This is a genomic window from Humibacillus xanthopallidus, assembly GCF_006717145.1.
GTDB classification, from domain to species: Bacteria; Actinomycetota; Actinomycetes; order Actinomycetales; family Dermatophilaceae; genus Humibacillus; species Humibacillus xanthopallidus.
This window is the reverse complement of sequence record NZ_VFQF01000001.1, coordinates 323,973-344,508: the sequence shown is the minus strand read 5'-3', so window position 1 is coordinate 344,508 and position 20,536 is coordinate 323,973. Positions and strand designations below refer to the sequence as shown.

18 protein-coding genes are annotated in these 20,536 nt (G+C 69.6%); 5 read left to right on the top strand and 13 right to left on the bottom strand.

Annotated elements, in window-relative coordinates; genetic code table 11:
* Window positions 1-110: 110 nt before the first annotated feature.
* From ispG to dxr, 3 genes are all read right to left on the bottom strand, one after another.
* Window positions 111-1,271: a flavodoxin-dependent (E)-4-hydroxy-3-methylbut-2-enyl-diphosphate synthase gene (gene ispG, locus FHX52_RS01540; protein ID WP_141819308.1), complete on the bottom strand. Its 1,161-nt coding sequence runs from the start codon at window positions 1,269-1,271 to the stop codon at window positions 111-113.
* A 203-nt stretch (window positions 1,272-1,474) separates the two neighbouring features.
* Complete coding sequence (locus FHX52_RS01535; protein WP_141819306.1) at window positions 1,475-2,821, bottom strand: M50 family metallopeptidase; 1,347 nt, start codon at window positions 2,819-2,821, stop codon at window positions 1,475-1,477.
* Between the two features lie 57 nt (window positions 2,822-2,878).
* Entirely contained in the window at window positions 2,879-4,108 is a 1,230-nt protein-coding gene (dxr, locus tag FHX52_RS01530) for a 1-deoxy-D-xylulose-5-phosphate reductoisomerase (protein WP_185747029.1), read from the bottom strand.
* 88 nt (window positions 4,109-4,196) lie between these two features.
* On the opposite strand from dxr, the gene FHX52_RS01525 reads away from it, so the two are divergent.
* Together FHX52_RS01525 and FHX52_RS01520 are read left to right on the top strand one after the other, a co-directional pair.
* A complete protein-coding gene (locus tag FHX52_RS01525) occupies window positions 4,197-4,691 on the top strand; it encodes a guanyl-specific ribonuclease (protein ID WP_141819302.1) in 495 nt (164 codons plus the stop codon).
* The gene (locus FHX52_RS01520; RefSeq protein WP_141819300.1) at window positions 4,688-5,044 is read left to right on the top strand and encodes a barstar family protein; all 357 of its coding nucleotides are present in this window, start codon (window positions 4,688-4,690) and stop codon (window positions 5,042-5,044) included. Before FHX52_RS01525 ends, FHX52_RS01520 begins: the two co-directional genes overlap by 4 nt.
* Window positions 5,045-5,115: 71 nt before the next feature.
* On the opposite strand, the gene FHX52_RS01515 is transcribed toward FHX52_RS01520, so the two are convergent.
* The 8 genes from FHX52_RS01515 to FHX52_RS01480 all read right to left on the bottom strand — a co-directional run bounded on the left by FHX52_RS01515 (window position 5,116) and on the right by FHX52_RS01480 (window position 14,695).
* The gene (locus FHX52_RS01515; protein WP_141819298.1) at window positions 5,116-6,132 is read right to left on the bottom strand and encodes a DnaB-like helicase C-terminal domain-containing protein; all 1,017 of its coding nucleotides are present in this window, start codon (window positions 6,130-6,132) and stop codon (window positions 5,116-5,118) included.
* Between the two features lie 61 nt (window positions 6,133-6,193).
* Window positions 6,194-7,657, bottom strand: a complete 1,464-nt coding sequence (locus FHX52_RS01510) for an NAD-dependent succinate-semialdehyde dehydrogenase (RefSeq protein ID WP_141819296.1) — start codon at window positions 7,655-7,657, stop codon at window positions 6,194-6,196.
* A 55-nt stretch (window positions 7,658-7,712) separates the two neighbouring features.
* On the bottom strand, window positions 7,713-9,038 hold the full coding sequence (locus FHX52_RS01505; protein ID WP_141819294.1) for a saccharopine dehydrogenase family protein: 1,326 nt from the start codon (window positions 9,036-9,038) through the stop codon (window positions 7,713-7,715).
* A gap of 6 nt (window positions 9,039-9,044) precedes the next feature.
* Window positions 9,045-9,839, bottom strand: coding sequence for an ABC transporter permease (locus FHX52_RS01500; protein WP_141819292.1), 795 nt, complete (start codon window positions 9,837-9,839; stop codon window positions 9,045-9,047).
* Window positions 9,839-10,753: an ABC transporter permease gene (locus FHX52_RS01495; RefSeq protein WP_141819290.1), complete on the bottom strand. Its 915-nt coding sequence runs from the start codon at window positions 10,751-10,753 to the stop codon at window positions 9,839-9,841. Before FHX52_RS01495 ends, FHX52_RS01500 begins: the two co-directional genes overlap by 1 nt.
* The gene (locus tag FHX52_RS01490) at window positions 10,746-11,864 is read right to left on the bottom strand and encodes an ABC transporter ATP-binding protein (RefSeq protein ID WP_141819288.1); all 1,119 of its coding nucleotides are present in this window, start codon (window positions 11,862-11,864) and stop codon (window positions 10,746-10,748) included. Before FHX52_RS01490 ends, FHX52_RS01495 begins: the two co-directional genes overlap by 8 nt.
* A complete protein-coding gene (locus FHX52_RS01485) occupies window positions 11,861-13,105 on the bottom strand; it encodes a polyamine ABC transporter substrate-binding protein (RefSeq protein WP_141819286.1) in 1,245 nt (414 codons plus the stop codon). Before FHX52_RS01485 ends, FHX52_RS01490 begins: the two co-directional genes overlap by 4 nt.
* A 141-nt stretch (window positions 13,106-13,246) precedes the next feature.
* Complete coding sequence (locus tag FHX52_RS01480) at window positions 13,247-14,695, bottom strand: gamma-aminobutyraldehyde dehydrogenase (RefSeq protein ID WP_141819284.1); 1,449 nt, start codon at window positions 14,693-14,695, stop codon at window positions 13,247-13,249.
* Window positions 14,696-14,808: 113 nt separating this feature from the next.
* Here FHX52_RS01480 and FHX52_RS01475 point away from each other — a divergent pair, with 113 nt between their 5' ends.
* The 3 genes from FHX52_RS01475 (at window position 14,809) to FHX52_RS01465 (ending at window position 17,645) form a co-directional block, all read left to right on the top strand.
* Window positions 14,809-15,312 carry an Lrp/AsnC family transcriptional regulator gene (locus FHX52_RS01475; protein WP_185747028.1) on the top strand — a complete coding sequence of 168 codons (504 nt, stop codon included), beginning with the start codon at window positions 14,809-14,811 and terminating at the stop codon, window positions 15,310-15,312.
* Window positions 15,309-16,748 carry an aspartate aminotransferase family protein gene (locus tag FHX52_RS01470; RefSeq protein ID WP_141819282.1) on the top strand — a complete coding sequence of 480 codons (1,440 nt, stop codon included), beginning with the start codon at window positions 15,309-15,311 and terminating at the stop codon, window positions 16,746-16,748. The genes FHX52_RS01475 and FHX52_RS01470 overlap by 4 nt, the downstream gene beginning before the upstream one ends.
* Window positions 16,749-16,913: 165 nt before the next feature.
* Window positions 16,914-17,645, top strand: coding sequence for a hypothetical protein (locus FHX52_RS01465; protein ID WP_141819280.1), 732 nt, complete (start codon window positions 16,914-16,916; stop codon window positions 17,643-17,645).
* Between the two features lie 126 nt (window positions 17,646-17,771).
* Here the strand turns inward: FHX52_RS01465 and FHX52_RS01460 are convergent, their stop codons facing one another.
* Together FHX52_RS01460 and FHX52_RS01455 are read right to left on the bottom strand one after the other, a co-directional pair.
* A complete protein-coding gene (locus tag FHX52_RS01460; protein ID WP_141819278.1) occupies window positions 17,772-18,710 on the bottom strand; it encodes an AEC family transporter in 939 nt (312 codons plus the stop codon).
* Window positions 18,711-18,776: 66 nt separating this feature from the next.
* Window positions 18,777-20,444 carry a fatty acid--CoA ligase gene (locus FHX52_RS01455; protein ID WP_141819276.1) on the bottom strand — a complete coding sequence of 556 codons (1,668 nt, stop codon included), beginning with the start codon at window positions 20,442-20,444 and terminating at the stop codon, window positions 18,777-18,779.
* Between the last annotated feature and the right edge of the window lie 92 nt (window positions 20,445-20,536).

The following is a 20,536-nucleotide window of genomic DNA, read 5'->3' as shown; positions in this document are numbered from 1 at the left end:
CGGTGAACAGCGGGTGTCGTCGGGGAAGCAGCCGCCCTCGCTGTCGCGGAGGCGGTGCAGCCTGCGGTCTCGACGTGCCGGGCGCTGTGCCGGCTCCGTGCCGGCGCGGGTCAGCTGACGGTGACGCTCGGCGCGCCGGCCGAGTCCTCGTCGATCGGCTCGCCCATCTCCTCGGCGAGGCGCATGGCCTCCTCGATGAGGGTCTCGACGATCATTGCCTCGGGCACGGTCTTGATGACCTCGCCCTTGACGAAGATCTGGCCCTTGCCGTTGCCCGAGGCGACGCCGAGGTCGGCCTCGCGGGCCTCGCCCGGGCCGTTGACGACGCAGCCCATGACGGCGACGCGCAGCGGCACGGTCATGCCCTCGAGCCCTGCGGTCACCTGGTCGGCGAGCGTGTAGACGTCGACCTGGGCGCGGCCGCACGACGGGCACGAGACGATCTCGAGCTTGCGGGGCCGCAGGTTGAGGCTCTGGAGGATCTGGATGCCGACCTTGACCTCCTCGACCGGCGGGGCCGACAGAGAGACGCGGATCGTGTCGCCGATGCCCCGCGAGAGGAGCGCGCCGAAGGCCGTCGCCGACTTGATGGTGCCCTGGAAGGCGGGGCCTGCCTCGGTCACGCCGAGGTGCAGGGGCCAGTCGCCGCGCTCGGCGAGAAGCTCGTAGGCGCGCACCATGATGACGGGGTCGTTGTGCTTGACCGAGATCTTGAAGTCGTGGAAGTCGTGCTCCTCGAAGAGGCTCGCCTCCCAGACCGCCGACTCCACGAGCGCCTCGGGCGTCGCCTTGCCGTACTTGTCCATGATCCGCTTGTCGAGGCTGCCCGCGTTGACGCCGATGCGGATGGAGACGCCGGCGTCCTTGGCCGCCTTGGCGATCTCCTTGACCTGGTCGTCGAACTGGCGGATGTTGCCGGGGTTGACGCGCACGGCAGCGCAGCCGGCGTCGATGGCCGCGTAGACGTACTTCGGCTGGAAGTGGATGTCCGCGATGACCGGGATCTGGCTCTTGCGCGCGATGGCGGGCAGGGCGTCGGCGTCGTCCTGGCTCGGGCAGGCGACGCGCACGATGTCGCAGCCGCTGGCCGTCAGCTCGGCGATCTGCTGGAGGGTCGCGTTGATGTCGGTCGTCGGGGTCGTCGTCATCGACTGCACCGAGACGGGGTAGTCGCTGCCGACGCCGACCTTGCCCACGTGGATCTGACGGGTCTGGCGACGGGGCGCGAGGACCGGCGGGGGCAGGGGCGGCATACCGAGGGAAACGCTCATGTCGCCATTATGGTCACCCTCGGGGGCTCCGCCCCCGAGTACCCCCGAACAACCCGCGGCGCTGAGTCCGCACCGACCGGCCCGAGGACCCTCTGCGCCGCAGGGGCTCCGCCCCCGAGTACCCCCGAACAACCCAACCGAGAGAGCACTTCCCCAATCGAAAGAGCAGTTCGTCGGACGCAGACGAGCTGCGCGGGCGGTCGTCAGCCGAAGATGTTGATGGGCTTGACGATGTCGGCGTAGATGAGCAGGACCGACATGGTGATGAGCACGAGCGACATGCCGTACGCGATCGGCAGTCCCTTGGCCACGTCGACGTAGCCGGGGTCGGGCCGATGCCGCAGCCGCGCCCAGCCCCGCTTGACCGCCTCCCACATCGCGCCGGCCACGTGGCCGCCATCGAGCGGCAGCAGCGGGATGAGGTTGAAGACGAAGAGGGCCAGGTTGAGCGAGGCGATGAGGAGCACGAGCTGGGCGAGCTTGACCCAGTTGCCACCCTCGTCGGCAGGGATGTCGAGGGCCGCCACCTCGCCGCCGATGCGGCCCACGCCGACGACGGAGATCGGGCCGTTGGGGTCACGCTCACCCGAGCCGAAGGCCGCCTGCATGACACCCGCCATCTTCTGCGGGATGCGCACGATGATCGAGGCGGTGTCGACGGTGCGGTCCCAGACGAACTTCGGAGCCTCGTAGATCGGGGTCCGGACGAGCTCCTGCGCCGGAGTGATGCCGGCGAAGCCCATCGGGGAGAGCACGATCTTGCCGTCCTTCGCGACCGGCTTGTCGTCCTCGCCGTAGCTGGCCCGCTCGAGCACGGCCGGGGTGATCGAGATCGGCACCTGCTGGTCGCCACGCTGCACGACCCAGCTCATGGTGCGGCCCTGGCTCTCGCGGATCGCCGCCGTGACCTGGTCCCACGACGTGATGGCGCGCCCGTCGACGGAGAGGATGCGGTCGCCCACCTTGAGGCCCGAGGCGACGGCCGGGCTCTGCGGGTCGCCGGTCGCGCACTTCGGCTGAGGCACCTGCAGGGTCGGGGCGGCGGTCGGCACGCACGCCGAGAGCAGGCCGACCTTGGGCGCCACCTGCGGCAGCCCGTAGATCGTGATGACGCCGGTGAGCAGCACGGCCGCGATGATGAGGTTCATGACCGGGCCGCCGAGCATGATGATGATCTTCTTGCCGGGGCTCAGCTTGTAGAAGACGCGGTCCTCGTCGCCGGGGCGCACCTCCTCCATCGAGTCAGCGCGCGCCTGGTCGACCATCTGGCTGAAGCGACCGGTCGAGAGGGTGCGCAGCTCGCCGGGCTTGTCGCCCGGGCGCGGGGGCAGCATGCCGATCATCCGCACGTAGCCGCCGAGCGGCACGGCCTTGATGCCGTACTCGGTCTCACCGCGCTTGCGCGACCAGATCGTCGGTCCGAAGCCGACCATGTACTGGGTCACCTTGACGCCGAACTTCTTGGCAGGCACGAGGTGACCGATCTCGTGCAGGGCGATGGACAGTGCCACGCCGATCACGACGACGAGGACCCCTAGGACGAAGAGCACGTCCCATTGTCACATCGCCACCCTGTGAACCCCGACCCGACGCCGACGAACCGGGGGTCAGGGAGTGGCGATGGTGCGCCGGGCTTCGTCGCGGGCCCAGGTGTCGGCGGCAAGGACGTCGTCGAGCGTGAGGTCACGCCCGTGCGAGGCCGGCTCGGCCGCATACGCCTCCACGACGCGCGAGACGGTGTCGACGATGTCGACGAAGCCGAGCCGCCCCTCGTGGAAGGCGTCGACGCACACCTCGTTGGCGGCGTTGTAGACGGCCGGCCACGTGCCCCCGGCCTCGCCCACGCGGCGAGCGAGCGAGACGGCCGGGAAGGCGATGTCGTCGAGCGGCTCGAACTCCCAGCTCTGCGCGCGGGTCCAGTCGACCGGCACGTCGGCGTCGGCGATCCGGTCGGGCCAGCTCATGCCGAGGGCGATCGGCACGAGCATTCGCGGCGGGCCGGCCTGGGCGATCGTCGAGCCGTCGACGAACTCGACCATCGAGTGGATCATCTGCTGCGGGTGCACGACGACGTCGATGCGCTCGAAGGGGATGTCGAAGAGCAGGTGGGCCTCGATGACCTCGAGACCCTTGTTGACGAGGGTCGCCGAGTTCGTCGTGATGACCCGGCCCATCGAGAAGTTCGGGTGCGCGAGCGCCTGCTCCGGCGTCACGTCGGCGAGCTCGGCTCGCGTGCGGCCCCGGAACGGCCCGCCGCTCGCGGTCACGACGAGCCGGCGCACCTCCTCGGCGCGCCCCCCGCGGAGGCACTGCGCGATGGCCGAGTGCTCGCTGTCGACGGGCACGATCTGGCCCGGCGCCGCCACCGCCTTGACGAGCGGGCCGCCGATGATGAGCGACTCCTTGTTGGCGAGCGCGAGCGTCGTCCCCGCGCGCAGGGCGGCGAGAGTCGGCTCGAGGCCGATGGCGCCGGTGATGCCGTTGACGACGACGTCAGCCTCGCGCGCCGCGAGCGTCGTGCTGGCGTCCGCGCCGACGAGCAGCTCGGGGCGGTATGCCGTGACGCCCGCCGCGTCGGCGGCGCGCGCGATGGCGGTGGCGAGGTCGCCCTCAGAGCCCCCGGCCGCCGCGACGACGGGAACCCGCAGGACGACGGCCTGCTCGGCGACGAGCTCGAGGTTGCTGCCGGCGCTGAGCCCGACCACCTCGAAGCGGTCGCGGTTGCGCTGCACGAGGTCGATGGCCTGGGTGCCGATCGAGCCGGTGGACCCGAGCAGGACGACCCGGCGCGGTCGAGCGGGCGGCTGGGGCGAGGGCGGCGGTGCGGCAACGGTCACCCGGGCATTGTGTCGCACGCCGCGAGGGGGACGGCCGCGCCCGAGGCTCGCACTCCCCCGCGGACCATGAGGCAGGCATGATGGCGGCGTGAACTCGACCCGGTCGCGACCGATCCTGCTCGGCGTCCTCGTCGTCGTCATCGGCGTGCTCGTCTGGCTCGTCGGGCAGGCCGCCCGCGGTGGGCCGGGCACCGAGGCCGCCTCGCCCGCGGGCGTCACCGTCACCCGCACGTCGGTCACGCCCGGTTCGCCCGGTGGCCCAACCCGCTCCGGCGGGGCGACCGACCCGACCTCGGGTCTGCCGTGGATCGCCGCGTCGGCCCTGCCTCCAGAGGCCCGGGCGACCCTGGCCCTCATCCGGTCGGGCGGGCCGTTTCCCTACCCCCGCAGCGACAACCAGACCTTCGCCAACCGCGAGCGGCTGCTTCCGGCCGAGCCGCGCGGCTACTACAAGGAGTTCACTGTGATCACGCCCGGCTCAGCTGACCGTGGAGCGCGTCGCATCATCACCGGGTCGCAGGGCGAGCGCTACTGGACCGCTGACCACTACGCGTCATTCAGCCGCATCGAGGAGGGGACATGACGACCTTCCTCGGGCCGCACAGCGAGGCCGACGACCACCTCGACCTGCTCGCCTCGCTCGGCCACGACGTGCGCATCGTCGGCGCGGCCGGTGCCGGCACCGACAAGGCCGGCGTGCTCCAGGCCTTCGCGACCGACCTCGACCTGCCCGACTGGTTCGGCCACAACTGGGACGCCCTGCTCGACGCCCTCCGTGACCTCGAGGTGGCCCGCGGCCAGACCCTCGAGCTCGTGTGGGACCACGTCGGGGCCCTCCGCCGGGTCGACCACGACACCTACGAGACCGTCGTCGACATCCTCGAGCAGGTGCAGGACGAGCGCGACGACGTGCGGATCACGGTCATCGCCCGCTGAGCCACGGGATCGACCCAGCCGACACGGTCGAGCTGGCCAACCGCCCCGGTATGCCGTCCGGCCGGCTCCCGCTAGGAGATGAAGACGCGCTCGTCGATGAGCCGCTCGTTGACGGCGTTGCCCTCGGGGTGGAAGCGGCCGTGCTCGAAGTCCTTGGCGAACTCGAGCTCGATGCGGGCCTGGCCGTGGCGGTTCTTCTCCATCGTCAGCACCGACCAGCCACGGAAGCGCTGGATGTTGCCGAGGTCGTAGACGAGGTGCTCGCGCGAGACGATGTCGACCTTGTCGCCGACGATCATGACGACGTCGGCCTCGAAGGCGAGCGCAGACGACCCGCGCAGGTCGTGGGTGCGCATCCGGTGCCCCGAGACGAGCGCCTCCTTGTCGGCCGCCGAGATCGCGACGATCGGCACCCGGGCCTCGAGCGCCAGGTCCTTGAGCCCCTCGGCCGCTGCCGTGACCCGCTCGGTCTCATCGGGCCGGTCGACCGGGATCTTCTGCACGTAGTCGAGCAGCACGAACGGCGCCTCCCCGGTCGTCTGCGTGACGGCGCGGATGACGGCGGAGACCTCCTCGAGCGTCGTCGTCGCTCCGGACGACTCGTGGATGTGCAGGCGGTCGCCGTAGCTCGTCAGGGCGGCATACGCCCGCGCCCCGCCGGGCAGAGCGGACAGCACGGCCTCGAGCGAACCCCCGCCGGAGCCGGCCTCGAACGCGCGCCGCACCTCGATGACACCGGCGACCTCACCCTGCGTGCGCTCGGCGGCCTCCATGGCGATGAGCCGCTCGAGGAGCGTGTGGCTCTCGTGCTCGTAGGAGAAGATCACCGCGGTGCCGCCGGCCGCGACGACATTTCGCGCGAACTGCACCCCCATCGTCGTCTTGCCGTGGCCGGCCGGGCCACCGAGGAGCACGAGCTCGCCCGAGCGGAACCCACCGGTCAGCGTGTCGTCGAGCAGGGGGAACCCGGTCGACCACACGGTCGCGCCCGCGGTGCCGCCGCGCCGGAGCACCGCGTCGGTGTCGTCGAGCAGCGCGTCGAGCGAGCGAAGCGGTCCGGTCTCGCGGTGGGCCGCAGGTGTCACCATGGGCAGATTTCACCACAGCCCGGCGTCGCTGCGGGGCGGTTTGGCGACTCCCGCGCAGGGCTCAGAGGGCGATCCCGACGTACTTCGTCTCGAGGTACTCCTCGATGCCCTCGAAGCCACCCTCGCGGCCGACGCCGGAGGCCTTGACGCCACCGAAGGGCGCCGCCGGGTTGGAGACGATGCCCTGGTTGACCCCGACCATTCCGAACTCGAGGGCCTCGGAGACCGTGAGCGCCCGGGAGAGGTCGTTGGTGAAGAGGTAGGCGACGAGACCGTACTCCGTGTCGTTGGCCATGCGGATCGCCTCGTCGTCGGTGCTGAAGGTCGACACCGGGGCGACGGGCCCGAAGATCTCCTCACGGGCGAGGTCGGCGGTCTCGGGCACGTCGGTGAGGACGGTCGGCTGGTAGAACCAGCCCGCTCCCTCACGAGCCGAGCCCCCGACGACGACCCGGGCGCCCTTGGCGACCGCGTCGTCGACGAGCGCGGAGACCTTGTCGCGCGACTTCTCGTCGACGAGGGGGCCGACGTCGACACCCTCCTCGGTGCCGCGGCCGAGGGTAAGCGCACCCATCCGCTCGGCGAGCTTGGTCGAGAACTCCTCGGCGAGCGACTCGTGCACATAGAAGCGGTTGGCGGCGGTGCAGGCCTCGCCCATGTTGCGCATCTTGGCCAGCATGGCGCCGGTCACGGCCTTGTCGACGTCGGCGTCGCCGAAGACGAGGAACGGCGCGTTGCCGCCGAGCTCCATCGACACGCGCAGGATCTGCTCGGACGCCTGCTCGATGAGCTTGCGGCCCACCGACGTCGACCCGGTGAAGGTCAGCTTGCGCAGGCGCGGGTCGCGGATGATCGGCTCCATCACCTCGCCGGTCGTCGTCGTCGTGACGACGTTGAGCACGCCGTCGGGCAGCCCGACCTCCTGGAGCACGTCGGCGAGCGCGAGCATCGTCAGCGGGGTCTGGCTGGCCGGCTTGACGACCATCGTGCAGCCGGCCGCGATGGCCGGGCCGATCTTGCGGGTGCCCATCGCGAGCGGGAAGTTCCACGGCGTGATCATGAGCACGGGGCCGACGGGCTGCTTCATCGTCATGAGCCGGGTGGCGCCGTTGGGCGAGACGGCGTAGCGACCGCCGATGCGCACGGCCTCCTCCGAGAACCACCGGAAGAACTCGGCGCCGTAGGCGACCTCGCCGCGGCTCTCGGCGAGCGTCTTGCCCATCTCGAGCGTCATGAGCATGGCGAACTCGTCGGCCCGCTCGGTGATCTTCTCGTATGCCGCCCGCAGCATCTCCCCGCGGTCGCGCGGTGCCGTGCGGGCCCAGTCCGACTGCGCCGCGACGGCTGCGTCGAGGGCCGCCTTGCCGTCGGCGACGCTGGCGTCGGCGACGTGCGTGAGGATCTCGCCGGTGGCCGGGTCGTCGACGGCGAGGGTCTTGCCGCCGCTGGCATCGCGCCACTGACCGCCGATGAGCAGTCCCTTGGGGACGGACTCGAGAACTGACTGCTGCGTCACCGTTGCCATGACTGAAACCCTAACTCTCTGTTGATGATCGGCACCGCCCGGCCCTTGCGGGGCGTCAGCGGTCCTCGAGGCCCCACGGCGAGCCGTAGCCCGCGGGCTTCGGTGCGGCCAGCAGGTCGAGGAAGGGCACGGCGTCGAACGCCTCGGGCCCGAGGACACCGGCCCCCTTCCACGTGCCGTTCGCGAGCAGCTCGAGGGCGACGACGGGGTTGATCGCGGTCTGCCAGACGACGCACTGGGCGTCGTAGCCCGCCATCGTGTCGGCGTTGTCGACGACGTGGTAGAGGTAGGTGCGGCGCGGCAGGCCGTCCTTGCCCGTGCCGGTGACGAAGAGCCCGGCGCACGTCTTGCCCGTCATCCGCGGGCCGATCGTCGCGGGGTCGGGCAGCGCCGCTGCGACGACGTCGCGCGGCGAGACCTGCACCCCCTTGACGGTGATCGGCTCCGTGCGGTCGAGACCGAGCGTGTTCAGGACCTTGAGGATGGTGATGAACTCGTCGCCGAGGCCGTACTTGAAGGTGACCCGCTTCGCGTCGACCCAGCGCGGCATGAGGAGCACCTCCTCGTGCTCGACGTTGACGCACTCGACGGGCCCGATGCCGGCCGGGAAGTCGAAGACCTCCGGCTCGCTGAACGGCGCGGTCGTGAACCAGCCGCGCTCCTTCTCCCAGATGACCGGAGGGTTGAGGCACTCCTCGATCGTCGTCCACATGGAGAAGCTCGGGGCGAAGATGTCGTTGCCCTGCTCGTCGTGGACGACGAGGTTGGCGCCGTCGCGGGTGCCGAGCTCGTCGATCTCGTCGAAGAGGTGGTCGGCGGCATACCGCGCGAAGACGTCGGAGAGCCCGGGCTCGACGCCGATGCCGACGAGCGCGAGACGGCCCTCGGCCTCCCACTCCCCCGCCACGGCGAACTGCTCGTCGCCGAGCATGACGCCGACCTTCTCGAAGGGCTGCTCGGGGTGACGCTGCGACAGGCTCATCGCCATGTCGAGGTAGTCGGCCCCGGCGGCCCTGGCGCCGGTGAAGACCGGGATGTTGAACTTCGGGTCGACGGCGTTGAAGACGTGGGTCGCGCCGTGGGCGAGGGCGAGCTCCGTCACCGCCTCGGCCGACGAGGCGTCGACCTGGGCGGCGACGAAGCGCCCCTCCCCACCCGGTGCTCCCGGAGTTCCGTGGAGCCGGGGAAGGGTGGCGGATGCGAGCTCGCGAGCCCCGCCACCCTTCATTCCGGAATGCCGTCCGGTGACGGCCGCGACGGTGCGCTCAGCGCGTGCCACGTCGTAGTCGGCGACGACCCACAGCTCGAAGAAGTCACGCTCCGCCGCGATGCGCGCGGCGGCGTCACCGACTCCCCCGGAGCCGATCATGAGGACACGCATGCTGGATCAGGCCACCTGTCGGTTGCGTCTGCTGGAGATGAGCTGACCCGTCATGACGACGATGAGGGCCAGCAGGAACATCACGGTTCCGATGACGTAGACCTGCACGGGCACGCCGCGCGCCGAGGCGCCCCAGACGTACATCGGGAACGTGATCGAGCTCGGGCTCGCGTTGAAGTTCGTGATGATGTAGTCGTCGAAGCTCAGCGAGAAGGCGAGCAGGGCTCCCGCCGCGATGCCGGGGGCAGCGAGCGGCAGCGTCACCCTCATGAAGGTCTGCGTCGGGTTGGCCCCGAGGTCAGCCGCCGCCTCCTCGAGCTTCGGGTCGAGGGTCGCCACCCGCGCCTTGACGGCCACGACGACGAACGACACGCAGAACATGATGTGGGCGATGAGGATCGCCGTGCGGCCGGAGGGCACGCCGAGCATGAGGAAGAGCGTCAGCAGGCTCGAACCCATGACGACCTCGGGCGTGGCCATCGGCATGAAGATGAGCAGGTTCGTCGCCGACCGTCCGCGGAAGCGGTAGCGGCCGAGGGCGAAGGCGATCATCGTGCCGAGGGCCGTCGCGGCCAGCGACGCGATGACACCGATCTGCAGGCTGAGCCCGAGCGACTCGCAGATGCCCTGGGCTCCACAGGGGTTGGTCCAGGCCGCCGTCGAGAACTCGTTGAAGTTGTAGTTGTACTTGCCCTTGGGGTCGTTGAACGAGAACGCCGCCACGATGACGTTGGGCACGAGCATGTAGATGAGCACCGCGATCGCGGCGAAGGTGATGAGGTGTCGCTTGATCCAGGACATCAGAGCAGCTCCTCCGTTCCGGCCCGGCGCACGTAGACCGAGACCATCGCGACGATGAGGACGAGCAGGATGAACGACAGCGCGGCCGCGAGCGGGTAGTCGAGCACCCGGAGGAACTGGCTGTCGATGACCGAGCCGATCATCGTCGTCTGGGTGTTGCCGAGCAGCCTGGCGTTGATGAAGTCACCCGCTGCGGGGATGAAGGTCAGCAGGGTGCCGGCGACGACTCCGGGGAGCGACAGCGGCCAGGTGACCTTGCGGAAGGTCTGCCACGGCGACGCGTAGAGGTCGCCTGCAGCCTCGATGAGCCGCGGGTCGAGTCGCTCGAGCGAGGTGTAGAGCGGCAGGATCATGAACGGCAGGAAGTTGTAGGTGAGGCCCATGATGACGGCGAACTGCGAGTTGAGCAGCGAGTCGTTGTCGGTGAGCCCCACCGCCTGCAGGAAGTCGGTGATGTGGAGGTTCTGGGCCCACGTCGTGATGAACCAGTCGTCGGACAGGATCGTGCGCCATGCCAGCGTGCGGATGAGGAAGCTCGTGAAGAACGGCGCGATGACGAGCACGAGGACGAGGTTCTTGTGGCGGCCGGCCTTCTGCGCGATGAAGTAGGCGAGCGGGTAGCCGAGCAGGAGCGCGAGACCCGTCGCGATGCCGGCATAGACGAACGAGCGCACGAACTGCGGCCAGTACTGCTTCAGCGCGTCGAGGTAGATGCTGAAGTTGGCGGTGAAGACGTAGCCGTCGTCGACGTTGCCCTCCTGCAGCGACTGCGACGCGAGGGTCACCATCGGCAGGACGAAGAAGATCAGGAGCCAGAGGATGCCGGGCAGCAGTAGCGCGTAGGGCACCCAGTTGCGCCGGCGCCGGCTCGGCGGCGCTGCCGAGCCGGTCGACAGGACCGCGGCCTCAGCCATGGTCGTCCACCAGCTCGGCCCCGGCCTCTGCGTCCTGCGACGCGTCGAGGGCGAATCCGTGCTGGGCGGCCCAGGAGACGGTGACGGCCTCGCCGAGGGTCGCCCGGTTCGAGCCGTCGTTCTGCTGGATGACGATGAGCTCCTGGCCCCACGGCATCTCGACGGAGTACTGCGTGGCGACACCACTGAAGGACACGTCGCGCACGATGCCGCGCAGGTGGTTCGGGCCACCGGACTCGCCGAGGCGCAGCTTCTCGGGGCGCACCCCGAGCCACACGTCGCCGACACCGTCGGGCAGGTGCTCCCGCGAGACCTCGAGGTCGACGTCGTGGGCGCGCACCGTGACCATCTCGTCGGTGCCACCGGGGTTGACCCGGGCCCGCAGCAGGTTGGACTGCCCGAGGAAGTTGGCGACGAAGGTCGACCGCGGCTGTTCGTAGAGCGTGGCCGGGTCGCCGAGCTGCTCCATGCGACCCGCGTTCATCACGGCGATGGAGTCGGCCATGGTCATGGCCTCCTCCTGGTCGTGCGTGACGTGGATGAAGGTCAGGCCGACCTCCTGCTGGATGCGCTTCAGCTCGATCTGCATCTGGCGCCGCAGCTTGAGGTCGAGCGCGCCGAGCGGCTCGTCGAGGAGCAGCACGTCGGGCCGGTTGACGAGGGCACGGGCGAGCGCCACGCGCTGCTGCATGCCGCCCGAGAGCTGCGTCGGCTTCTTGTTCGCGACCTGCCCGAGCTGGACGAGCTCGAGCACCTCGTTGGCCTTGGCCTTGGCGTCCTTGTCGCCGCGCCGGCGCAGCCCGAACATGACGTTGTCGAGCACAGACATGTGCGGGAAGAGGGCGTAGCTCTGGAAGACCGTGTTGACGTTGCGCTGGTAGGCCTTGGTCTCGGTGATGTCGCTGTCGCCGATGCGGATCCGCCCGCCCGTCGGCTCCTCGAGCCCGGCGATCATCCGCAGGGTCGTCGTCTTGCCGCAGCCCGAGGGCCCGAGCAGCGCGAAGAACGACCCCTGCGGGATGGTCAGGTCGAGCGGGTGGACGGCCGTGAAGGTCGCGAAGGACTTGGTGAGGGCGACGAGGCTGAGGTCGCCCTTGCTCTGCTCGCTCATGCCGTCGTCAGGGCGGAGTAGAGCTTGTTGTACTTGGTCTCCTCGGCGGTGCTGAGGCCCCGGAAGACCTGCGCACGCGACAGGACATCCTCCGTCGGCACGATGAGGGGGTTCTTGCCGAGGGCCGGGTCGAGCTTCGTCAGCTCGGCAGCCGTGCCCTTGACCGGGGAGATGTAGTTGACGAAGGCCACGACCTCCGCCATGACGGCCGGGTCGTAGTAGTAGTCGATGAGCTTCTCGGCGTTCTTCTTGTGCTTGGCGAGAGCCGGGATGACGAAGTTGTCGGACCAGAGCGTGTAGCCCTTCTCCGGCAGGGCGTACTGGATGTTGGGGTCGTCGAACTGCAGCTGCACGACGTCGCCCGTCCAGGCCACGCACGCGGCGATGTCGCCCTTGGCCAGGCCCTCGGTGTACTCGTTGCCGGTGAAGCGCAGGATCTGGCCCGAGTCCTTCGCCTGCTGGAGCACGTCGATCGCGGCCTGGAAGTCCGCGTCGGTGAACTTCGAGATGTCCTTGCCCTGCTCCATCATCACGAGGCCGACCGTGTCGCGCATCTCGGTGAGGAGGGTGACCTTGCCCTTGAGAGCCGGGTCGGTGAGCAGCTGGGTGATCGACTCGATCTTCTTGCCGCCGGTCGCCTTGAGGTTGTAGCCGATGCCGGCGAAACCGCTCTGCCACGGCAGGGAGTAGAGCCGGCCCGGGTCAAACTCGACGTTCTTCAGCGAGTCGCTGAGGTTCTTCGCGTTGGGGATGTTGGCGAGGTCGAGCTTCTGGACGTAGCCCTGGCGGATGAGGCGGGCCACCATCCAGTCGGTGCTGCACCACACGTCACGGCCGGTGTCCTTGCCGCCTTCGAGGAGCGGACGCACCTTCGCGTAGAACTCGTCGTTGTCGAGGTAGTCCTCGGTGTAGTTGACCTTGATGCCGGTCTTCTTCTGGAAGGCGTCGAGCGACGGACGCGACTTGCCGTCCTTGCTCGTGTCGATGTACTCGGTCCAGTTCGACCAGTTGATGACCTTCTCGGCGTCGGACATGTCCTGCGCCGCCGCTGCGGTGCGGCTGGCCGCGCCACCGGAGGCGCCACCCGTGGAGGCGTTCTTGCCGGCCGACCCGCAGGCCGCGAGGAAGGCGGCGGCGCCGACGCCGGCGGCCCCCATCATCGCCGACCTGCGGCTGACGAGACCCCGCATGAGGGCGGCTCGCAGCATCGGGTTGTCCTTGTCGAATGACTTGTCGTTCATGGGGTTCACTTCTCCAGGGGGTTTTCGTGGGGCCGGGTGGAGGGGATCGACGCTGACCCGTGAGTGGTGCTGGTCGCTGGTGTGCTGAACGTTCGGTGAGGCACAAGAGTTCGCGCCGCCCGGACCGGGCGGCGCGAAGGCTCATGACTCGATGTTGGCCATGACGTGCTTGATGCGGGTGTAGTCCTCGAGTCCGTACATCGACAGGTCCTTGCCATAGCCGCTGTGCTTGAAGCCCCCGTGCGGCATCTCGGCGACGACCGGGATGTGCGTGTTGATCCACACACACCCGAAGTCGAGCTTCTTGCTCATCCGCATGGCCTTGCCGAAGTCGCGGGTCCACACGGACGAGGCGAGGCCGTACTGCACACCGTTGGCCCAGGCGATCGCCTCGGCCTCGTCGGTGAACTGCTGCACCGTGATGACCGGGCCGAAGATCTCGTTCTGGATCTGCTCGTCGTCCTGGCGCAGGCCCGCGAGCACCGTGGGCTCGAAGAAGTAGCCGTCGCCCAGGCCCTCGGCGCGCCGACCACCGGCCGCGATGCGGGCGTGGTCGGGCAGCCGGTCGATCATGCCGCCGACGTGCGCGACCTGGTTCGGGTTGTTGACCGGGCCGAACAGCGCGTCCGGGTCGTCCGGCATACCGACCTTGGCCGACCCGGCGGCATACTCGGCGAGCGCGGCGACGAAGTCGTCGTGGATGCGGGGGCCGGCGAGCACGCGCGTCGCTGCGGTGCAGTCCTGCCCCGCGTTGAAGTAGCCCGCGATCGCGATGCCCTCGACGGCCGCCTCGATGTCGGCGTCGTCGAAGACGACGACGGGTGCCTTGCCGCCGAGCTCGAGGTGGACGCGCTTGAGGTCGCGCGACGCGCTCTCGGCGACCTGCATGCCGGCGCGCACCGAGCCGGTGATGGCGACGAGGGCCGGCGTGCGGTGCTCGACGAGGTGACGGCCGGTCTCGCGGTCACCCGTGACGACGTTGAAGGTGCCTTCGGGGAGGAACTCCGACGCGAGCTCGGCGAGCAGCAGGGTCGTCTCGGGGGTCGTGTCGCTCGGCTTGAGCACGATCGTGTTGCCGGCGGCGAGCGCCGGGGCGATCTTCCACATCGCCATCATCATCGGGTAGTTCCACGGGGTGACCTGGCCGACGACGCCGATCGGCTCGCGCCGGATCCACGAGGTGTGGCCCTTCATGTACTCGCCGGCCGACTTGCCCTCGAGCACGCGTGCCGCCCCGGCGAAGAACCGGAGCTGGTCGAGCATCGGGGGGATCTCCTCGCTCGCCGTGAGGGCGTGCGGCTTGCCGGTGTTCGCGGCCTCGAGGCGGACGAAGTCGTCGGCCCGTGCCTCGATGGCGTCGGCGAACTTCAGCAGGGCGGCCTGGCGCTCACCCGGCGTCGTGTCACCCCACGTCTCGAAGGCCGTCGACGCCGCCGCGTAGGCGCGGTCGACGTCGGCCTGCGTGCTGACGGGGGCCTTGGCGACCACCTGGGCCGTGGAGGGGTCGACGATGTCGGTCGTCGCGTCGGTCTCGGGGTCGACGTACTGGCCACCGATGAAGTTGCGGAGCTGGCGCGGCTGCGAGGTCATGCGCCGATGCTAGACACAAAACTGCGCTTTGGTGAACCCTACGGAAGATAAATCTTCGGAATCAGTCGATCAGGGACTTGCCAACAGCGCGTTCCACAGGTCACTATCGGGCCATGACGACGATCCGGGGCGTGGCCAACAACGGGGGCGGCACCACCAGGAAACCCTCCGTCAACCTCGACGAGGTCAGCAAGACCATCATCGAGCTCCTCCAGCACGACGGACGCAAGTCCTACGCCTCCATCGCCGCGGAGGTCGGCCTCTCCGAGGCCGCCGTCCGGCAGCGGGTCCAGCGCCTGCTGGAGGCCGACGTCATGCAGATCGTCGCGGTGACGGACCCATTGCAGGTGGGGTTCCAGCGCCAGGCGATGGTCGGGCTGCGCGTATCTGGCGACATGACAGCCGTGGCCGACGCGTTGACCGCGATGGACGAGGTGTCCTACGTCGTGACGACGGCCGGCAGCTTCGACGTGCTGGCCGAGGTCGTCTGCGAGAACGACAACCACCTGCTCGAGCTGCTCACGAGCCGCATCCGACCGCTGCCGGGTGTCACGGCGACCGAGACGTTCGTCTACCTGAAACTCAACAAGCAGCTCTACAACTGGGGTACACGATGAGCATCAACCCGAACGAGGTCTGGGAGCCCACCTCAGACCACCGCACACCGACGGGCGCGCTGCACTCCGATGCCGCCCGCGACCACCTGTGGATGCACTTCACGCGCCACTCGGTCTTCGAGAACAAGGGCGAGGGCGGTCTCGGCCACTCCGTGCCCATCATCACCAAGGGCGACGGCTGGAAGATCTGGGACGACCGCGGCAACGAGTACGTCGACGGCCTCTCGGGCCTGTTCGTCGTGCAGGTCGGCCATGGCCGCGAGGAGCTGGCGGAGGCTGCGGCCAAGCAGGCCAAGGAGCTCGCGTTCTTCCCGCTCTGGAGCTACGCGCACCCAAAGGCGATCGAGCTCGCGGAGCGGCTCGCCAGCCACGCGCCCGGCGACCTCAACCGCGTCTTCTTCACGACGGGCGGCGGCGAGGCCGTCGAGACCGCGTGGAAGCTCGCGAAGCAGTACTTCAAGCTGACCGGCAAGCCGACGAAGCACAAGGTCATCTCCCGCGCGGTCGCCTACCACGGCACGCCCCAGGGTGCCCTGTCGATCACCGGCATCCCGGCGGCCAAGGAGATGTTCGAGCCGCTCGTGCCCGGTGCGCACAAGGTGCCGAACACCAACATGTACCGCGCGCCTGAGCACCTGCGCGACGACGAGAAGGCCTTCGGCCGCTGGGCCGCCGACCGCATCGCCGAGGCCATCGAGTTCGAGGGCCCCGACACGGTCGCCGCGGTCTTCCTCGAGCCGGTCCAGAACTCCGGCGGCTGCTTCCCGCCGCCCGCCGGCTACTTCGAGCGCGTGCGTGAGATCTGCGACGAGTACGACGTGCTCCTCGTGTCCGACGAGGTCATCTGCTCCTTCGGCCGCATCGGCTCGATGTTCGCGTGCGACGACTTTGGCTACGTGCCCGACATCATCACGTGCGCCAAGGGCATGACGAGCGGCTACTCCCCCATCGGCGCGATGATCGCGAGCGACCGCCTCTTCGAGCCCTTCAAGAACGGCACGACCTACTTCCCGCACGGCTACACCTTCGGTGGCCACCCCGTGTCGGCGGCGGTCGCGATGACCAACCTCGACATCTTCGAGCGCGAGGGCCTCAACGACCGGGTCAAGACCAACGCCCCGATCTTCAAGGCGACCCTCGACAAGCTGCTCGACCTCCCGCTCGTCGGTGACGTGCGCGGCGCCGGGTACTTCTACGGCATCGAGCTCGTCAAGGACAAGGCCACTCGCGAGACGTTCAACGACGCCGAGTCGGAGCGCCTCCTCCGCGGCTTCCTCTCCAAGGCGCTCTTCGACGCCGGCATCTACTGCCGCGCCGACGACCGGGGCGACCCCGTCATCCAGCTCGCGCCGCCGCTCATCATGGGCCCGACGGAGTTCGACGACATCGAGTCGCGCCTGCGCGGCGTGCTCATCGAGGCCGAGAACCACCTCTGAGCCGTCGTCGGCACCCGCACGACCCCCGATGTATGCCGCTGGGCCGGCCACCGCAGGAACGGTGGCCGGCCCAGCGTCGTTGGGTAGGACACGTGGGTGGACGCGCGCGGCATACGGCCGCGTGACACCCGCGACCGTCATGCGACGCCGACGCAAGGAGACGACATGGGATTCCTCGACAAGCTGCTGGGCCGAGAACCCTTGCAGCAGCAACGCCCCCAGCAGACGCCCAGCGGCCAGTGGGGAGCCGGGTCGCCGACCGGACAGCCGGCGCCGACGGGCCAGCCCTACGCCGTGCCGGCTCCGCACGGTGGCGCCTCCACGGAGGACGAGCGGGCCATCGCCCGCTACAAGTACCTGCTGCGCACCGCGCCACCTGAGGACATCGAGCGCGTGCACACCGAGGCCTTCGGCAAGCTGTCGCCCGAGCAGCGCCAGCTCGTGCTCCAGCGCCTCAATGACGACCTGCCGGAGTCGGAGCGGCCGCGCAGCGACCAGCCCGCCGACCTCGCCCGCAGCGCGACCCGCGCCGAGATGAACCGCCCCGGCTACCTCCAGGGCGCCTTCGGTGGCGGACGACCCGGCGGCATGGGCATGGGCGGCATGATCGCCGGCTCGATGCTCGGCACCATCGCCGGCGTCGTCGTCGGCTCCGCGCTCGCCGACATGATGCTCGGCGGATACGACTCCTCCCCCGAGGCCCAGGAGGCCGGGGACGCGTCGGCCGACGGCGGTGACTCGGGCGACTCCGGTGACTCCGGTGACTCCGGTGGGGATGGCGGCGGAGACGCCGGCGGAGACGCCGGGGGCCAGGACTTCGCAGGTGGCGAGTTCGGCGGAGACTTCGGTGGCGGCAGCTTCGGCGGGGACTTCGGCGGAGGCGACTTCGGCTTCTGACCAGCCCCCCAGCACCGCACGCCGATCGAGAGAGCACTTCGTCGCCCGACGGAGTGCTCTCTCGATCGGGGTCTGCGGCGCGCTCTGATCGACAACGCAGTCGGAGTGCGCTCTCGATGGGCTGGGTCAGACGCCCGCGAGCCAGTGGAAGAGCGCCGCGATGCCGAGGATGACGGGCACCGACACGAAGGTGCTGATGAAGATGACGTCGCGGGCGAGGCTCACCTCGCGGCGGTAGCGGACGGCATACGTGAAGATGTTCTGCGCTGTCGGCAGCGCCGCGGTCACGACGACGGCGAAGAGCGCCTCGCGGCGCAGGCCGAGCGCGAGCCCGACGCCGAGCGCGACCGCCGGCATGAGCAGGACCTTCAGCCCGACGAGGGTCCAGACATGGGTGGCGCCGCGGCCCGTGGCCGGTCGAGGGCCGCGCCGGAGCGAGATGCCGAAGGCGACGAGCATCGAGGGAACCGCCATGGCACCGAGCAGGTCGATGGGCGCCGCGACCACGCGCGGCAGGTGGATGTCGAAGACGGCGATGAGCAGGCCGGCGACGGCGCCCAGGGTGATCGGGTTGCTGAACATCCGTCGCACACTGCGACCCAGCGTCGGGCGCTCGCCGCGCGCGTCGCTGTCGAAGAGCGCCATCGCGACAGGCGTGATGATGAGCAGCTGCATGAGGAGCGTCGGTGCCACCCAGGCGACGTCGCCGAGCACGTAGAGCGCGATGGGGATGCCGAGGTTGCCCGCATTGACGTATGCCGCCGAGAGGCTCCCGATCAAGCGTGACCCGAGCGTGCCTCCCGCCCAACGGAATCGGGCGATCAGAAGGTAGACCCCGACGACGACGACGAAGCTGATGAGCGACGTCACGAGGTTGGCCGACAGCACCTGGTCGAGCGAGGTGCGCTGCATGACGGTGAGCAGCAGGGCCGGCGACGCGACGTAGAAGGCGAGCCTCGAGAGGTTGACCTGCGCGCTCTCGTCGAGGATGCGGCGGTCGGCGAGCAGCCACCCGACCGCGACGATCACGGCGATCGTCGCGAAGCCCTCGAGCACACCGGTCACCCGGCGATCCTTGCAGGCCGTGCTTCCTCGTCGGCTCGTGATCCACCCGTGGAGACGGGCGAGGCGCTAGAGCGAGGTGACCTGGAGGTCCCCGTCGGCGTACTGCTGGCGCAGGCGCTTCTTGTCGAACTTGCCGACGCTCGTCTTGGGCACCTCGTCGATGAGCGCCCACCGCTCCGGCACCTGCCAGTGGGCGACCCGGCTCTCGAGGAAGTCGCGCAGGTCCTCGATGCTCGTCGCGACCTCTGGCCTCAGCACGACCGAGGCCAGAGGTCGCTCGCCCCACTTCTCATCCGGGACTCCGACGACCGACGCCTCGAGGACGTCGGGATGCGCCATGAGGGCGTTCTCGAGGTCGACGGAGCTGATCCACTCCCCGCCTGACTTGATGACGTCCTTGGCCCGGTCGGTGAGGTTGAGGAATCCGTCCTGCGACAACCGGCCGACGTCCCCGGTGCGCAGCCACCCGTCGTCGAACTTCGACGCCATGTCGTCGACCTCGGCCTGTGACTCCGTGCCGCTGCGGTAGTAGGAGGCCGTGACCCACGGCCCCCTCATCTCGAGCTCACCGACCACCCCGGAGCCGGGCTCGGCGACCGCGCCGTCCGGGGCGACGATCCGGGCCTCGAGACCACAGAGGATGCGGCCCTGGCTCGACTTGTACTCCCAGTACTCCTCGGAGCCGGGCTCGACGTGGCCCGGGGGCACGGCGAGCGACCCGACGGGCGACATCTCGGTCATGCCCCAGCCGTGGATGATGTCGATGTCGTGGTTCTGGGCAAAGGCGCGGATGAGGGCCGGGGGCGCCGCGGACCCTCCCACCATGAGCATCCGCACCGAGGAGACGTCGGCCTCCTCCGTGTCGAGGTGGTGGAGCAGGTCGTTCCAGATCGTCGGCACGCCGGCCCCGCCGGTCACCTTCTCGGCCTCGATCATCGCCGTCAGCGGCGCCGCCTGGAGGAACCGGTCGGGCATGACGAGGGTCGCGCCGCTCACCATGGCGCTGTAGGGGAAGCCCCAGGCGTTGGCGTGGAAGAGGGGCACGACGATGAGCAGCCGGTCGGCAGACGTCATGCCGAGCGTCGCGGCGACGGCCATCGAGTGCAGGTAATTGCTCCGGTGGGAGTAGACGACACCCTTGGGGTTGCCCGTCGTGCCGGAGGTGTAGCACATCGACGCGGCGTCGTCGTCGTCCAGGTCGTCGCGCCAGTCGAAGGTGACCGGCTCGTTCGCGATCAGGCCGGCGAAGTCGTGGACCGCCTCGACGGTGTCAGGAGCGGCGAGTGCCTCGCGCGTCTCGTCGTCGACCGGGCCGTTGACGATGACGTGCCGCACCGCGGGCAGGTGCGGCAGCAACCGGCTGAACGGCTGCGCGAGGGTGTTGTCGACGATGACGACCTCGCTACCGCCGTGGCGCGTGACGTAGACGAGCTGCTCGGGGAAGAGCCGGATGTTGAGGGCGTGCAGGACCGCCCCCATCGACGGCACCGCGAGGTAGGCCGCGAGGTGCTCGGCGTTGTTCCACATGAAGGTGGCGACCCGCTGGTCACCCGTGATGCCGAGCCGCCGCAGCGCGTTCGCCAACTGCGCGGCCTGCTCCCCCAGCTGGCGGAAGGTCGTCCGCCGGCCGCCCTCGGCGGTCCACGTGACGACCTCGCTGGCGCCGTGCACCGTCGTGCCGTAGCGCATCAGCGTCGAGATGAGCAGGGGCGTCGTCTGCATGGTGCTCTTCATGTCAGCAGCCTGTCACCGCGCTGCGCTCCGGTGTGGTTTTCGCTGCAACAGCTCGTTCGGCCCGCCTCCCCCTCGGCGGGGTGCCGTGCGTG